Origin of the sequence: Paenibacillus sp. MABNR03 (genome assembly GCF_050455445.1) — a bacterium.
GTDB lineage: Bacteria > Bacillota > Bacilli > Paenibacillales > Paenibacillaceae > Paenibacillus > Paenibacillus xylanilyticus.
This window is the reverse complement of record NZ_JBCIYR010000002.1, coordinates 44010-58442: the sequence shown is the minus strand read 5'-3', so window position 1 is coordinate 58442 and position 14433 is coordinate 44010. Positions and strand designations below refer to the sequence as shown.

Annotated in this window: 16 protein-coding genes; 7 read left to right on the top strand and 9 right to left on the bottom strand. The window is 47.8% G+C overall.

Going from position 1 to position 14433, the window contains the following annotated elements:
- Nucleotides 1–29: 29 nt before the first annotated feature.
- Nucleotides 30–953 carry a ketopantoate reductase family protein gene (locus tag AAIH57_RS09060; protein WP_430021389.1) on the bottom strand — a complete coding sequence of 308 codons (924 nt, stop codon included), beginning with the start codon at nucleotides 951–953 and terminating at the stop codon, nucleotides 30–32.
- A 219-nt stretch (nucleotides 954–1172) separates the two neighbouring features.
- Here AAIH57_RS09060 and AAIH57_RS09055 point away from each other — a divergent pair, with 219 nt between their 5' ends.
- Entirely contained in the window at nucleotides 1173–1742 is a 570-nt protein-coding gene (locus AAIH57_RS09055; protein ID WP_430021388.1) for a TetR/AcrR family transcriptional regulator, read from the top strand.
- A 91-nt stretch (nucleotides 1743–1833) separates the two neighbouring features.
- On the opposite strand, the gene AAIH57_RS09050 is transcribed toward AAIH57_RS09055, so the two are convergent.
- Both AAIH57_RS09050 and AAIH57_RS09045 read right to left on the bottom strand, forming a co-directional pair.
- Nucleotides 1834–2619, bottom strand: coding sequence for a sirohydrochlorin chelatase (locus AAIH57_RS09050; RefSeq protein WP_430021387.1), 786 nt, complete (start codon nucleotides 2617–2619; stop codon nucleotides 1834–1836).
- Nucleotide 2620: 1 nt separating this feature from the next.
- Nucleotides 2621–2911 (bottom strand): YerC/YecD family TrpR-related protein, encoded by a 291-nt coding sequence (locus AAIH57_RS09045; RefSeq protein ID WP_017690665.1) that lies wholly within the window; start codon nucleotides 2909–2911, stop codon nucleotides 2621–2623.
- Between the two features lie 456 nt (nucleotides 2912–3367).
- Between AAIH57_RS09045 and AAIH57_RS09040 the strand changes: the two genes are divergently transcribed.
- The 4 genes from AAIH57_RS09040 (at nucleotide 3368) to AAIH57_RS09025 (ending at nucleotide 6713) form a co-directional block, all read left to right on the top strand.
- Nucleotides 3368–4006 (top strand): tyrosine protein kinase, encoded by a 639-nt coding sequence (locus AAIH57_RS09040; RefSeq protein ID WP_246310728.1) that lies wholly within the window; start codon nucleotides 3368–3370, stop codon nucleotides 4004–4006.
- Between the two features lie 184 nt (nucleotides 4007–4190).
- Entirely contained in the window at nucleotides 4191–5279 is a 1089-nt protein-coding gene (locus tag AAIH57_RS09035; protein WP_430021386.1) for a DNA alkylation repair protein, read from the top strand.
- 251 nt (nucleotides 5280–5530) lie between these two features.
- Nucleotides 5531–6259, top strand: coding sequence for an SDR family oxidoreductase (locus AAIH57_RS09030; RefSeq protein ID WP_175394067.1), 729 nt, complete (start codon nucleotides 5531–5533; stop codon nucleotides 6257–6259).
- The gene (locus tag AAIH57_RS09025; RefSeq protein ID WP_430021385.1) at nucleotides 6231–6713 is read left to right on the top strand and encodes a MerR family transcriptional regulator; all 483 of its coding nucleotides are present in this window, start codon (nucleotides 6231–6233) and stop codon (nucleotides 6711–6713) included. Before AAIH57_RS09030 ends, AAIH57_RS09025 begins: the two co-directional genes overlap by 29 nt.
- Nucleotides 6714–6845: 132 nt before the next feature.
- Here AAIH57_RS09025 and corA read toward each other — a convergent pair whose 3' ends face one another.
- The 4 genes from corA to AAIH57_RS09005 all read right to left on the bottom strand — a co-directional run bounded on the left by corA (nucleotide 6846) and on the right by AAIH57_RS09005 (nucleotide 11126).
- Nucleotides 6846–7805 (bottom strand): magnesium/cobalt transporter CorA, encoded by a 960-nt coding sequence (corA, locus tag AAIH57_RS09020; RefSeq protein WP_175394066.1) that lies wholly within the window; start codon nucleotides 7803–7805, stop codon nucleotides 6846–6848.
- 360 nt (nucleotides 7806–8165) lie between these two features.
- Complete coding sequence (locus AAIH57_RS09015; protein WP_175394065.1) at nucleotides 8166–9155, bottom strand: inorganic phosphate transporter; 990 nt, start codon at nucleotides 9153–9155, stop codon at nucleotides 8166–8168.
- A gap of 14 nt (nucleotides 9156–9169) precedes the next feature.
- Nucleotides 9170–9784 (bottom strand): DUF47 domain-containing protein, encoded by a 615-nt coding sequence (locus AAIH57_RS09010; RefSeq protein ID WP_095360942.1) that lies wholly within the window; start codon nucleotides 9782–9784, stop codon nucleotides 9170–9172.
- 271 nt (nucleotides 9785–10055) lie between these two features.
- Nucleotides 10056–11126 (bottom strand): DUF3048 domain-containing protein, encoded by a 1071-nt coding sequence (locus AAIH57_RS09005; protein ID WP_430021384.1) that lies wholly within the window; start codon nucleotides 11124–11126, stop codon nucleotides 10056–10058.
- A gap of 339 nt (nucleotides 11127–11465) precedes the next feature.
- Here AAIH57_RS09005 and AAIH57_RS09000 point away from each other — a divergent pair, with 339 nt between their 5' ends.
- Nucleotides 11466–12005, top strand: coding sequence for a DoxX family protein (locus AAIH57_RS09000; protein ID WP_175394063.1), 540 nt, complete (start codon nucleotides 11466–11468; stop codon nucleotides 12003–12005).
- Between the two features lie 128 nt (nucleotides 12006–12133).
- Entirely contained in the window at nucleotides 12134–12346 is a 213-nt protein-coding gene (locus tag AAIH57_RS08995) for a hypothetical protein (protein WP_175394062.1), read from the top strand.
- 152 nt (nucleotides 12347–12498) lie between these two features.
- Here the strand turns inward: AAIH57_RS08995 and AAIH57_RS08990 are convergent, their stop codons facing one another.
- Together AAIH57_RS08990 and AAIH57_RS08985 are read right to left on the bottom strand one after the other, a co-directional pair.
- Nucleotides 12499–13284 (bottom strand): DODA-type extradiol aromatic ring-opening family dioxygenase, encoded by a 786-nt coding sequence (locus AAIH57_RS08990; RefSeq protein ID WP_430021383.1) that lies wholly within the window; start codon nucleotides 13282–13284, stop codon nucleotides 12499–12501.
- Between the two features lie 168 nt (nucleotides 13285–13452).
- On the bottom strand, nucleotides 13453–14283 hold the full coding sequence (locus tag AAIH57_RS08985) for an alpha/beta hydrolase (RefSeq protein WP_175394060.1): 831 nt from the start codon (nucleotides 14281–14283) through the stop codon (nucleotides 13453–13455).
- Nucleotides 14284–14433: the final 150 nt, after the last annotated feature.

Sequence of the window (14433 nt, the reverse complement as noted above, 5' to 3'; positions counted from 1 at the left end):
AGAACTATTGGAAATGCAAATTTTCTTCATTATAGGATGGTAAAATCGCTTTTGAGCACATCCCAATGGGGCGTTGGAGTATGCGTCACCCTTTTCCACTCGGCAAATGCCCTTTCCATCGCCTCTATTTCGCCAAAAGAACCCGCTACCAGCTTATGCACCGGAAGAATGCTATAGATTTTCAGCAAAAGATACAGCAGCCGCTTATGCTTGCGGATTAGCTTCGCCTGTGCTTTCGGGATCATGGTGATGCCCATGGCCTCCAGTACAGTAATCCCCTCATCCAAGGCACCGATCATATGCAGGAGCTGCTCTTTGTTTCCCTCCAGCTTCTTCAGCTCTCGCTCTTCATTGAAACTCACCGCATTCAGCATCAAAATCGGGATGAGATGACTCTTCAGCCAAGCATCGATATCTTCAATCACATCCAGCTTATACTTTGCTTTTGCGAAGGCCTGATCGAGCAGAGGTTGAAAAGGAATCTCACCGTCCAGGGCGCCGATCACCATCAGTCCCTTCCCCCCGCCTATGGACAGCATCCGGTCTTTGTACCGCTTCCCACCGCCAACGTGGAAACCAAACGCCACTCTCTTATCCACCCGGCTGTTGTCTTCGAGATAGGTTTGCATGCTTCGCGCGTCCGCATTGTTGCCCACAATCACGATGTTGTGGCTCTGATTGTCAGCAAGAATGGGTAACACCGATGGAAAATCATTATATTTCATGACAACGAAAATGAGATCATAGACATCATCTGCTTTTAATTCTCTTGTTATACGAACTGGATCGACCGTTGTTTTAAATTGAAACACATGCCGAATGACAACGCCATCCCTCTCCAACTCTTCAGCCCGTTTCCCTCTAGCCAGAATCGTAACGTCATTTCCTCCACGTACCAGAACCTGGGCCAATTGACTGCCCAACACACCTGCACCAAAGACCAATATTTTCATTTGTTTTCCCTCAACTTTGTATTTTTATGAATAAACGTTGCTTTATCAACATTTGTTGATAAAATAAGAGTATCAAAGCAGCCACGGTGCTTCAATCGCTAAAATATCCATTTTCGTTGAATAATCAACGAAATGCTCATTATTGTTGAAAAGCGCAAGGAATTTATAGAGAAATGTATAGACTAGGCAGGGACATTAGGGACATGTAGAGGAGGAGCCATGGATAGACGCGTGCTTAAAACCAGAAAGGCCATCATGGAGGCTTTTGTGGGATTGCTGGAAGAGCGGGATTTCGAGCAAATGACCATTAATGACATCGCCGATCGGGCCAATGTTAACCGGGGAACGATCTATTTGCATTATACAGACAAGTTTGATCTACTGGACCGCTGTATCGAGACGTATTTGCAGCAATTGGAGGACACCTGCATGAGCGATCATTTTCCAACGCCACTGACGGCGAAGGACGCCCTGCTGCGGACCTTCCGGTATCTCGAAGAGCATGCGGCCATTTATACCACGCTTCTAACGAAAAAAGGGATTCCCGCATTTCGAAGCAAGCTGATGACACTTATGATTCAAGGCGTCGAGGAACAAATGAATGCGTGCGGCGTTCAGGGAAGCATGAGAAAAGAAGTCACTGTACAGTTTCTTGCTTCTGCTGCCGTGGGTCTCCTGGAATGGTGGATTATGAATGCCATGCCTTATTCTGCAGAGGATATGGTTGATCAGTTGATCGCGCTGCTGGAGCTCCATTTGAGCCTGCCTTCGTTGGTGGCAAAAGGTTAAGTACCTCCATAAAATGATTCCTAACAAACAGAAAAACCACGTCCAAGGACGTGGTTTCATTGTCTATACATTTATAGTGCTAAGCCTCTTCTCAAGAAGAGGCCTTACCCTCATTACATTTTGCCAACAAAAATTGAATTTGTCGTTCCAGCCAGTGCCCAAGCAATGGATGCGGCAGCAGCGTTTCACCACTGTACGCGTAATCCAGTTCCTTCAGCCTGCCCGGAATGACGTTCATCGTAAAATAACCTGCACTCAAAAACAGTGGCGCCACAATAACGCGGCTTCCCTGCTCCTGGCTCCAGTACTTCGCCTTGTCATACACACTCTCCGGATTGAGAAGTGCATAATCCGTATGGGCTACGCCACTAACCTCCTGCACTCGCTGTGCGAGCGAAGAAATGCCTTTTTCCCAGCGCTGACGGAATCCATCGTGGATGCTCCCATGCCCTACAAGCAGAATCGTCTCCTGCTCCGGATCTTGAGAGAGCGATTTGACTTTATCCCATACCATAACGGCAATATCCGGATCGTTATCCACAGGATAACCGAAGTGTACTTTTGCGTTTACCCGGAAGGGTTCCAGATCTGTTTCCCGTTCCGGTGCTTGCTTCGCACCGATCGCATACTCGATTTCATCCACATGTGTACTGCCGGACGAAACGAAAAGGGGTACGACCAGAATATCAGTTACACCCTGTGCCTCCAGTCGGTCGATACCGTCCTGGATCAGGCGTCCTTCCACAAGTTCAAGAAATGAAGCCTCAACAGGCAATGGGTCAGGAAGAGTGAGCCGGGAGACCGCGTCATCGACGGATTCTACCCAGGTCTGCTCCTGAGAACCGTGACTAATGATGAGCACACCCGGTTTCTTCATCTTAGCGACCCAGACGTTCCAATGTCATTTTATATCCATCATTGCCGTAATTCAGGCAGCGCTTCACACGAGAGATCGTGGCCGTACTTGCCCCTGTCTCCGCTTCGATCTGGTTATACGTATTGCCTTTGCCAAGCATGCGTGCTACTTCCAGCCGCTGGGACATGGATTGGATCTCGTTTACCGTGCAGAGGTCATCAAAAAAGACGTAGCACTCCTCAATATCTTTCAGAGTGAGAATGGCCTCGAATAGTTGTTCAATACTTTTATCATTTAGCTTTTTCAGCTGCATTTCATCATCATCCCCTAGCGGTTACTGTGTACCTTCATTGTACTCACCCTGAGTTGGTATTTCAAGCGTTAACGATTTCACGCACTACAGAATAAAAATACATGTTACCGCTTCCATTAGGTACTATTGTCCTCCACACGTGGACACTATCCGATATTACTGCGGTTTTTCCCATTTTTCACCTGTATATTCCCGATTGCTTACGTAGGGATTTAGCCCTCCTAATTGTTACAATTTTGTGTACAAGCTTCTCTTTTCTATGAATAAAAACCTCACTTGTCCCCTGCGCCCAAATCCGCAAATATCACGTTTTCCATGACACCCGCCTACGCCGTCTCTCCGCGAATGACATACAGTATAGCAAAAGGGAGTTCCAACTCGGTCTGTTATGCCCATGATCATTACAGCTGAAGGAACGCAATTCCGAAATCCAACATAGAAGGAACGTGATCGTTCATGCCACAGCATTATTATCATCGCCAGCCTGCACCACGGCAGCGTCCGTCTTCCTATTCGCACAGACAGGCGCAGACTTCTGCCTATATGCCGCCCGGTGCAGTACAGCGTTCATTGAATGAAACCCAGGTTCAGCCGATGTATCCAGGCGTAGAACCCTATTATCCGGGCTATGGTGAAGTGGAAGCCTCTGCACTTGTACCTTATGGGCAAGGCGCACCCGGCGGAAACTATTTGGGTGGCAGTGCCCCTGTTGTTTCTCCAGTTCCGGTTGAGGCTCCTGCTGCTTCAGGAAGTTCCGGGTTCTCGCTGGCCAATCTCGGTGAACTGAAAGGAATGATCGACCGCTTCGGCGGGATCGACGGCATCATGAATGGCATTGGAAAAATGCAAAAGGTCGTTGGCGGCATTCAACAAATGGCCCCTATGATGAAGCTTGTTATGGGCATCCTGCCTTTTGGTAAAGGAAAAGGCAAGAGCAGCAGTCCTGCAGAGACCGACTATGAGGAATATACACCACCTCGCCGCTCGCGGAAGCGCCGCAAGAAGGCAACAGCAACCCCACGCCGCCGCAGCAGTAACACGACTCGGCGCAAAACCAGTTCCACCAAGCGCCGTCCCAAAAGCAGTAAACGTTAAACACTTCACCAGGCACCTCCCTTATAGAAGGAAGGTGCCTTAACCTTGTTATGTTATGCTGCAATCCGCCCTAAGCCTTTCATCATTTCTGCCTCCTCACTAGAATCCAGATCTTTTTTCAGGAACTTACGTTCTTATTCCTGCAAATTGAGGTATACTGGGTAGTAGATAAAGGAGGCGGATTATGGAACTGTTTAAGGACAAATATACGCCCGCATTGATCGATCGAACCGGAGAACTATTGCACCAATTCTACCCCGCTCTGGACAAGGCGCACTTTCGCGACCTCGTGTTTGCCGAAGGCTGGGAGCAAGCGGAATTCAAGGCACGTATTCGCCGAATTACACTTGCCCTGACGGAAGTACTGCCTGATTCGTATGAAGAAGCCTTGCATGTGCTTGAACAGGCGGCGCCGCAGCTGCGCGGGGTTGAGTATTTGTTTGTACCTGATTTTATTGAAGTGAATGGTCTAGCGCCTGAGCACTATGAATTATCCATGAAGTACCTGACGGTCTTCACACCTTATTCCAGCTCGGAGTTTGCGGTACGCCCGTTTATTGAACGTTATCCCATCGAAACGATGAAACAGATGATGGAATGGACAAACAGTGAGAACGAGCATATTCGCAGGCTTGCCAGCGAAGGCAGTCGCCCTCGTTTGCCATGGGGTTCCAAGCTGCGAAGTTTGATTGCCGACCCAACACCTGCACTTCCCATTCTCCATGCGTTGAAGCAGGACGAGTCCCTCTATGTACGGAAAAGTGTAGCGAACCATCTGAACGATATCTCGAAAGACCATCCTGATCTGGTTCTGGATCTAGCCTCTACATGGCATGGTCAGCATCCGCATACCGACTGGATTGTACGTCATGCCAGCCGTTCCCTGTTGAAAAAAGGACATCCCAAAGCACTCTCTCTCTTCGGATATACCCAACAGGACGCCGTACATATTGGGCATCTTGAGCTTGCACGGGATACGATTGCGATCGGTGAAGAGCTGGAATTCACGTTCGATGTGGTTAATGAGAGCGGTCAGCCTCAGATGCTGCGGATCGAGTATGAGATCGGATATATGAAGGCAAATGGCAAGCAGGCACCGAAACGCTTCAAATGCTCGGATAAAATGTATCCCGCCGGGAGCAGCAAGGTAGCTACGAAGCAATCGTTCAAGGTAATTACAACAAGACGTTATTATGCCGGGCTGCACACGATAACGATTGTGGTCAATGGACAACCCACCGCCTCGGCAACTTTCGTTCTTGAACAAACGTAGTACAAGATTATAAAGTTATTAACAGTCCGCAGATAAAAAAGATATTCACATGTGGATGAATAATAATATTCCCCTCTAACCGAATGCACATGTCTGTTACAGACGCGCTTCGGTTATTTATTTTCCCTCTCATCCTCCCTGTCTTCATACCCTCCAAAATTCCCTGTTGACTTGAAGCACACTCCAAGTTGTACCATTCGGAGATCATCATCCACATGCTTAACAATTACTAGTGAAAAGAGGAATGACCGATGAAAACCAAAAAAACCGCCCTCATCACGGGAGCAAACAAAGGAATCGGCTTCGAAACGGCTCGGCAGTTGGGAAATATGGGTTATGTTGTTCTCCTCGGAGCAAGAGACTTGCGTAAAGGCGAGGAAGCCGCACAACGACTATTGAACGAGGGAATCGAGGCCTATGGAATCGAGCTTGATGTTACCAGCTCCAATACGATTGAGACAGCCGTCAGTTACATTGAACAAAGGTTCGGCTCGCTCGACATTCTGGTCAACAACGCAGGAATCTCTGTTGGTGGAGCTGCTCCCCCAAGCCTAATCGCTTTGAATGATATACGAAAAACCTATAATACAAACTTCTTCGGCATGATTTCCGTAACCCAGGCCATGTTACCATTACTACAGCAATCCCCGGCAGGACGAATCGTTAACCTGTCAAGCGGGCTGGGCTCACTCGCCTATAATAGTGATCCCGGGCATGAACATGCCCAGTTCAATCTGCTTGCCTACAACAGCAGCAAAGCAGCCGTTAACATGTTTACTGTTACTCTTGCCAAGGAATTCAGAGATACGCCGCTCAAAATAAACGCTGTCGATCCTGGCTTTACTGCAACCGATCTGAACGGTTTTACAGGAATCAATACCGTGCAGCAAGCAGCGGCTACGGTTCTGGAGCTGGCTGTTCTCGGGGACGATGGCCCGACAGGAGGATTCTATGGAAAAGATGGAGAAATACCTTGGTAAATTCATTACTGAGGAGTTGGATCAATTGTATGACAAATCGTATGACATACCGGACATCGTTACATCCATTCGGGAAGCTGCTATACTTACAGGCCTGACCGAAGATACGATCCGCTATTATGAAAAAGTAGGTCTGCTCCCATTTGCAGAACGAAAAACAAACGGCCATCGGCAATATCGTAAAGATCAGATTCTCGGCATTATTTTTTTGACAAGATTAAAAGCCACCGGGATGACAATTGAACAGATGAAACATTTCCGCGAGCTGTCTGAGCATGGTGCCGATACCCTTGAAGCCAGATACGCCATTCTGGAGGAACATCAGCGTAAGATACAGCAAGATATAGCTAACTTGAATGAGACTTCAAAGATTATAGCCTATAAACTCCAGCATTACCGGGAGCTTTCGGAACATCCCGATCTTGAAGATACGCACTGCGATACCAAACCATAACTCTCTCAAGAGCGTCATCCAATTTTGCAGACACCAAATGATGATCTTTTTTTGCGCAGCTGCAGCTGACAAAAAAGATCATCGTTTGGTTACATCCTATTTATCCTTAGACCTTCTGTACGAGTAAATCTTCTACTTAAACCAGCCACGCTTCACAAACCAAGCTACCATGCTTCCGCCAAGCACAAACATCAGAAGCAGCACTGCCCCATATCCAAACTTCCACTGAAGCTCCGGCATATAGGCAAAATTCATCCCGTAAATTCCGGCAATCAGCGTCAGCGGCATAAACACCGTTGTAATAACAGTCAGTGTCTTCATAATGGCGTTCATCCGGTTGGAATTCAGAGAAATATAACTGTCCCGCAGGTCTGCGGTCATCTCCCGATCCGCCTCAATCATATCCGTCAGCTTCAGCAGGTGATCATAGATATCTGTAAAATACGCGGTATGCTCCCCCGTTCTCTGCACATGTTGAGAGTTGATTACCCGGTAGAGCAAATCACGCATGGGCACTACAGTTCGTCTAAGCTTCAGCAGCCGGCTGCGCAGGTCAAACACCTGATTCATCAAGTCTTCTACCGACTCCTGACTGCCTCGGTTCTCCAGTTCAGCCAGTTCATCCTCAATCGCAAACAGCGACGGGAAATAGTGATCAACCAGCTTGTCCATCACCGTATACGCTGCAGCCACCGGTCCACGTGCCCAGATCGTTCGTTCGTGAGCATGATGCAAAATCCGTTCCCAAGCTTCATCCACCTCTTCCAATACACCATGGTGAAAGGAAACAAGGAAGTTCGAACCGAGAAACAGGTCTACCTCCTCGGCTTCCAGTGTGGTAGGATTCAGCGCATGCAGCACAAGAAACTGCAAATTGTCGTAATAATCCAGCTTCGGGCGCTGCAGCACATGCAGACAATCCTCGATCGCCAAGGGGTGAAAATGAAAATATGTATCCAGCAAACGGCTTTCTTCCTCCGAAGGCTGGTTGAAATCTGCCCAGACCCAGGCATAATCCTGCAGATCCAGCTGAGTCAGGGGTACGTTAATGGAGACTTGATGATCTCGTGTAATGGCGAGTGTACGAATCATAAATTAGACCACGTCCTTGTCTTATATCCTTTACGCTATTGTATAACTTAATCCTCGAACCGTCTCCTGCAACCGCCTCACAGCCTGATTGTCCACAGAGTTACCTGCGACAGGGACAACAAAAAAAGCCAACCCTGTTGGCTTCTCTCATTTCCTATCCACAGTTCCCTGTATCCACAGGATAATCTTACTTTTGGTTTATCATTCCACGGATGGCTATCCACATATCCAGCCTGTCCACACGTTCATGCACAGGCTTCTCTAGTTTATGATTGTAAAATTGTCCACATATCCCGATATTCACACAGTTATGAACAGATGTGCATGTCGCTCCCGAATTCGCCTTCGGGATAACTTTTCTTAGAAAATGATCCAGTACAGCAACCCTGACAGTACAGCGGTAATCGGAATCGTAATGAACCATGTAATAATGATCCGTCCGGCCAAGCCCCATTTTACAGCGGAAAAACGCTTAGCAGAACCTACACCCAGAATGGCAGATGTAATCGCGTGCGTGGTACTCACTGGAAGATGCAGCAATGTTGCCGTGAATATAACGGAAGCCGCGGATAAATCGGCAGCAAAACCGTTAATCGGTTCAATTTTGAAAATTTTGGTCCCCATCGTTTTGATGATTTTCCAACCACCGATGGAAGTACCCAGTGCCATCGCCGTTGCCGCAGAGATTTTAACCCACAGCGGAACTTCAAGATGATCCTGTACTCCTGCTGCTACGAGAGCAAAAGTGATAATACCCATGGCCTTCTGAGCATCGTTGGTACCATGTGTGAAGGCCTGCAGTGCAGCCGTGAAAATCTGTACCGTACGGAAACCTTTGTTCACGGTATGCGGACTGCGTTTGGCAAAAATATATTTGAGAATGGTCATGACCACATAACCTATGGCAAATGCAATCAGCGGGGATAACAGGAGCCCCTCGACGATCTCAATAAACCCGCCCCATTTGACTTTATCGGAACCTGCACCGACAAATACTGCCCCGGCAAGTGCTCCGATCAATGCATGTGAGGAAGATGAAGGAATACCAAACCACCAGGTCACGAGGTTCCAGATAATCGCGGCAATCAAGGTCACTATGACGACCTCTATCCCGTTATCCAGCTTCGTGGGGTCAGTAACACTTCCTCCAATCGTCTTCGCCACTCCCGTAAACATCATCGCACCGACAAAGTTCATCACTGCAGCCATAATGATGGCACGTCTTGGGGTCAGTGCCCGTGTGGAGACCGAAGTTGCAATGGCATTCGCTGTATCATGGAAACCATTGATGAAGTCAAACGCCAATGCAAGGAAGACGACTATACCTAATACCCAAATCGTTGTTTCCATTATTCTCTGGCTCCTTAAGAATTACGCATAATGATGGATTCCAGCATGTTGGCTACGTCTTCACAAGCATCCGTTGTTGTCTCAAGACGCTCGTAAATTTCCTTGCGCTTGATCAACTCAATCGGATCAGACACGGTAGCGAAGAGATGCTTGATGCACATGCGCAATACTTCGTCGCCCTGGTTTTCCAGATCGTTCAGACGGATCGTATATTCGCGGATCGCCAGCAATTTTTTCTGGGACAGCAAATGGATCGCTTTTTGAATTTCGTAAGCCGATTGGCGCAAAATCTCAGCGAACTGCACGATGAATTCATCCGGATCAGTTAGTTGGTACATATAGAATCGGGAAGCGGTTGCTTCAAGCCCGTCCAATACGTCATCAAGTGTTGTTGTCAATTCCATGATGTCATCACGCTCAATTGGCGTAATGAATGTTTTGTTGAGTTCCATAATGATTGTATGCACATAGTCATCACACTTGGACTCGTATTTTTTCATTTCATTGGTAAACAGAGTTACATCCTGAAGGTTGGAAACATGCTCTGAGAAATAGTCAGCCGCTTGTACGACAGTATCCGCCATATTCTCTAATGTTTCGAAAAATATATCCTTCTTCTTAAACTTCATCGTTCTATCCCCTTTACGAGAAATTGCTGATAACCTTGAAACATGAAATGACAACCTTTGATATCTTATCATATTTGTTTCATGGTTTGTACAAAAGGTGCGATCCTTTTTTATATTCTTATCACATTAATCTGAAATGAATCTTAATTATTTGGAATGGATGGAAAAATGATGCTGAGATTTTACACTGCGTTTACAATTCATAAACTGACAGGATTCGACTTTCAATTTGTTCGGCATAATAATGAAGCAAGGCGAAGGAATTTTCGTCTTAATTTTGGACATCAATATGGCTTGCAAAGTCGGGTTGATTCGGAACGATACTGATAAAGGTTTGGCCGGGAACCAGAGCCGCCTCTGTCCCATTTTGCACAAAACGAATTATATCGCCCGGTTTCTTCACCCACTGTCCGCGAATCATCTTGCCTTTCTGAAACAGTAGGGCTTCTCCGCCCTGGTCTACATTAACGGATAGTCTGCCAACATTGTCGAGCACCTTGTGATCTGCACCCGCTACAATAATGTTCGCTGCTCCAATCTGTTCCCCATTATCCTGATCCTGGTCGGGCTTCCCATTCACCAGTCTCATATATCGTCCGCTAACTTCATCATAATCATACGTCACCCGGTAACTATCCAATAAATAATGAATGTCGAATAGCGTTCCGGGTTCTCCTGCTGAGGTGGAACCTTCTTCATTATAGTTATAGACGGGTGACTCGCTATCATGGCTGTAGCCCTTGATCTCTGCTCCCTCTCTAAGCTTGTCCGCCGAAGTGTACAGATTATGTGGTGCCTTGCGATCCGATGAACGCCAGAAATACGGGCCACTATTCGAGATTTCGTCCATGTGCTGCTTCTGCTGCTTTTGCAAAATGGAGTAGGCATCCGGGCTGCCGCCCGCATGTACAAGCACACCATCATAGCTCTCGCCCAGTTCAATCAGATACGGACGAATGCTGCGCACAGGTCCTACAGTCTCTGCACCGCCCTGACTTTGGAAAATGGCAATAAACCGGGTAATTCCACCCTCTGCGAGCACCTCGATAATGATATCGGCAGAGCTCAGGCCGGACTGGGGCCGGGCCGCAGGGGCATTGTTTATCATGACCGCGAGCGGTCTCTGTGTAATGGCCTCGTCAACGGGCAGTCCAGTCAGCGGTGCGGTGTACAGTGGAGCCGCCTGTTCTTCCGGTTCTTGTTCTTCCTGTACAGGCGCAGGAACAGATTCCGGCTCGGGCGGCATCTGTGTCGACTCCTGATTTTGACAAGCTGCAAGGCTTACGGCGAGAATCAGCAATGATGCAGCAGACGCTGCCTTATTCCATTTCAATGACTTCAATCGTTGTACCTCCTGTACAATGGCCTGGGTCTAAGGTGCGGCATTTCTTGGATGCGGACAACCATTTTGCATTTTTCTTTCCATTTAATCACACGAACCAATATTTGTCTTCGATATAAAGGCAATTTCCTACCCCTGAATGAGGTAATCGAAACGATGAATTGGAATCGATTTATGTCTAACATGTGAACTCATTAAACCTTACTTAAAATTTGAACTAGATTGTGATTTTTATCACAAACAAAACGACTTTTGAACTATACAATAAAGACATCAAAGGTGATCACTTAGAAAAACAAAAAAATAACACACACTAGATTCCATGAAGGAGTGGTTTATATGTTCAGCTTCAACCAATGGCTTAGAGAAAACAAAGTGGCAATGTGGATTTTGACAGTACTTCGGGTGTATATCGGTTATGACTGGATGACTCACGGATGGAGCAAACTGACAGGCGGCTTCCAGGCTGGCGGTTTCCTCGCCGGGGCAGTAGAGAAAGCAGCGGGCGAAAGCCCTACAGTTCAAGCATGGTGGGGAACGTTCCTTGAAAAATTCGCAGTACCGAATGCCGGATTGTTCGACTTCCTCATCCCTCTCGGTGAATTCTTGGTAGGTCTCGGACTGATCCTTGGCTGCTTCACAACACTTGCTGCGCTGATGGCACTCGTGATGAACTTCGCGTTCCTCTTCTCGGGTACAGTGAGCACGAATGCACAACTGGTACTGATGCAAATCTTCCTTGTGGTCGCTGGTGCCAATGCTGGTAAAATTGGTCTGGATCGTTGGGTACTGCCTTACCTTCGCGGATTGTTCAGCCGTAACAAAGGTAACCATCCCAAAGATACACCGACCTTGAATCCAACCCAAAAAACAGCTTAACTTCAATAACATATCAGGCTCTGCTCCCCATCCCCCGGGGAACAGGGCTTTTTTCGTGCCTGACTTGCCCCCGCACGGAATCACGTATTATGATGATCATATAGATTATGACCAAAGGAGCACTTCTCATGCCCACTCAACGCCGTCTTGAGACTGAAGCCGATTTCCAGGAAGCCATGGATATGAAGTACAAAGTCCGGGTGTTTCAGGATAACCACCAGATTGATTCCGGTGGTGTCATTATTCGTTTTGACAGCAAAACGATTGTTGTCCAGTCCAGTGTCAGTGACCTTGCTTATCATTCCCGCATGGATTGCGAGTTCTTCGAAATTCGAAAATAGACATATAGCAATGCACCAAAAAAAGGTTCCCGCTGCCAATGTATCTGGCCGCTGGAACCTTTCTGATTTTGTATTATACGTAAGTTATTCATGTGTTTCTTCGTACAAGAAGTAATTTCTACCATACAGATGTCTCTGTTGTCTGCTCCGAGTTAGACGCCGTCACCGAATTGCCAGCAGTTTAAACTGAGTGTTCCATAGGGGTACGACTGGAACAGACGCTTCGCCTTTCGAGACATATCAGCTGTGCCCATGGCGTAGAACAGTGGAGCCAGATGCTCTGTTCCATACGAAGGAACGGCAGTCCGAGCGTTCGGGGCTTTTTTGTCATATTGAAACAGCTCTCTCGTGTTCCACTTCTCCAGCCGCTCCCCCATCCAGTTGTCAAACTCTACAGCCCAACACTCCGGTTCATCACTGCTTCCGAGCAAGCGCAGATTATGAACGGTACCACCACTGCCTATGATCAGCACATCGTCATGACGCAGCTGTTCAAGCATCCGGCCAATATCATACTGTTCCTGCGGTGAACGCAGCGAATCTACAGACACAACAACGACAGGAATATTGGCCTGTGGATACATATGCAGCAGTGGCACCCACACGCCGTGATCCAGACCTCTGCCTCGAATAGGCTGATGCGGCAGATTGCTGCGGGTGAAGAGGGCACAGATCTCACTTGCGAGCGCTGAGTGTCCTGGTGCCGGATAATCAATTGTATACATATTGGAGGGGAATCCGTAGAAATCATGCAGCGTCTGATGTGAATCATCCATCGTCACGGACGGTTCGGGACAATCCCAATGCGCCGTAAAGACAACGATGGCTTTTGGAGCCGGCAGCCTGTCTCCAAGCTGGTTCAGAAATTGAGTGTAGTCATTGCTCTCCACCGCCAGAGCGGGAGAACCATGCGCAATGAAAAATGCGGGTAATGTCATTGCTGCCAACCTCCAGACACGGATAGAATGGTTACGCTTCTATACTACTCCTCTATTCTACCGCGTAGAAGGCGCTTTTCCAAGCTGACATACCGAAACTGCCCTATCACGCAATCTGGTTTTCCACTTCATTGTGCAATTGGTTACTCCAAACCTTCATACAAGCCATCAAATCATCCAGTGCTGCCAATCCTGCTCGATCTTCTGCCGCTCACCGAGCCATTCACGGGTACGCGTGATCAGCTGCTCCCGCTCTTTGCCGGAAGAGAAGGTATGATCACCCTGGAAAATAATCTCCTTATCGCAGCGTCCTTCCTGACGCATCCAGAACACCTTTTGATAGAGAAAAGCGTAGTCTACTGGGATGATATCATCCGACGTACCATGCACGACCAGAACATCGCCGTTAAACTTGACGGCTTCCTGGAATGGTTGGTGCTCGGCCAGAGACTCGAAGAAAGCCGGCGTGAACTTGTAACCGAGATAATCGGCAGCGCCCTGCTTCACGCCTGCATCGTACACTTCACGTCCTGTAATCTTCACGATGTCGTTGAACGGATATCCAACGGCAGACCACATCACCAGATTCTTGACACGTTTGTCACGAATGGCAGTTAGCAGAGCGACTGCACCGCCCAGACTGTGACCGATCAATGTCACACGGGTTGGGTCCACATCACTGCAGTTCACCGCATAGTCCAGTACGGAACGGGTCTGGGCAATCATGGAATCCAGCCCTTCCGCTCCATACTCGCCGCTGCTCTCGCCGCAGCCGATATAATCGAAGCGAAGCACCAGGTATCCATCCTCAGCCAGTTCACGTGCAGTCTTCACGAACAGGCGATCCACGCCAATCCGGCTGCCAACAAAGCCATGGCAAATTACTGCCAGAGGCACACGCTGCTGGTGATTGCCCTCCTTGATATCCCCAACCACGGGATAATGAATTGTGGCGGTTAACTCTTCCTGTCCATGACGGATACTGATCTGACGCTCCATGCCGATTTCCCCTTTCCATTCTTGCCTTTGCTTGTTCGTTTAGTTAATTATATATAAATCCGATAAGTTTAATGTGTATTAAGATGTTATTAGTATATTATCATCCTGGGAACTTCAAGTCAACGTGACGAAAACATCTGTAGATGGCCT

Excerpts from the sequence above, each read along its gene's own strand:
- AAIH57_RS09000 (WP_175394063.1), top strand. The coding sequence starts at position 11,466 with ATGTTCAGCTTCAACCAATGGCTTAGAGAAAACAAAGTGGCAATGTGG.
- AAIH57_RS09045 (WP_017690665.1), bottom strand. The coding sequence starts at position 2,911 with ATGCAGCTGAAAAAGCTAAATGATAAAAGTATTGAACAACTATTCGAG.
- AAIH57_RS09025 (WP_430021385.1), top strand. The coding sequence starts at position 6,231 with ATGGAAAAGATGGAGAAATACCTTGGTAAATTCATTACTGAGGAGTTG.
- AAIH57_RS09055 (WP_430021388.1), top strand. The coding sequence starts at position 1,173 with ATGGATAGACGCGTGCTTAAAACCAGAAAGGCCATCATGGAGGCTTTT.
- AAIH57_RS08985 (WP_175394060.1), bottom strand. The coding sequence starts at position 14,283 with ATGGAGCGTCAGATCAGTATCCGTCATGGACAGGAAGAGTTAACCGCC.
- AAIH57_RS09010 (WP_095360942.1), bottom strand. The coding sequence starts at position 9,784 with ATGAAGTTTAAGAAGAAGGATATATTTTTCGAAACATTAGAGAATATG.
- AAIH57_RS09060 (WP_430021389.1), bottom strand. The coding sequence starts at position 953 with ATGAAAATATTGGTCTTTGGTGCAGGTGTGTTGGGCAGTCAATTGGCC.
- AAIH57_RS09035 (WP_430021386.1), top strand. The coding sequence starts at position 4,191 with ATGGAACTGTTTAAGGACAAATATACGCCCGCATTGATCGATCGAACC.
- AAIH57_RS09040 (WP_246310728.1), top strand. The coding sequence starts at position 3,368 with ATGCCACAGCATTATTATCATCGCCAGCCTGCACCACGGCAGCGTCCG.
- AAIH57_RS08990 (WP_430021383.1), bottom strand. The coding sequence starts at position 13,284 with ATGACATTACCCGCATTTTTCATTGCGCATGGTTCTCCCGCTCTGGCG.
- AAIH57_RS09050 (WP_430021387.1), bottom strand. The coding sequence starts at position 2,619 with ATGAAGAAACCGGGTGTGCTCATCATTAGTCACGGTTCTCAGGAGCAG.
- corA (WP_175394066.1), bottom strand. The coding sequence starts at position 7,805 with ATGATTCGTACACTCGCCATTACACGAGATCATCAAGTCTCCATTAAC.
- AAIH57_RS09015 (WP_175394065.1), bottom strand. The coding sequence starts at position 9,155 with ATGGAAACAACGATTTGGGTATTAGGTATAGTCGTCTTCCTTGCATTG.
- AAIH57_RS08995 (WP_175394062.1), top strand. The coding sequence starts at position 12,134 with ATGCCCACTCAACGCCGTCTTGAGACTGAAGCCGATTTCCAGGAAGCC.
- AAIH57_RS09030 (WP_175394067.1), top strand. The coding sequence starts at position 5,531 with ATGAAAACCAAAAAAACCGCCCTCATCACGGGAGCAAACAAAGGAATC.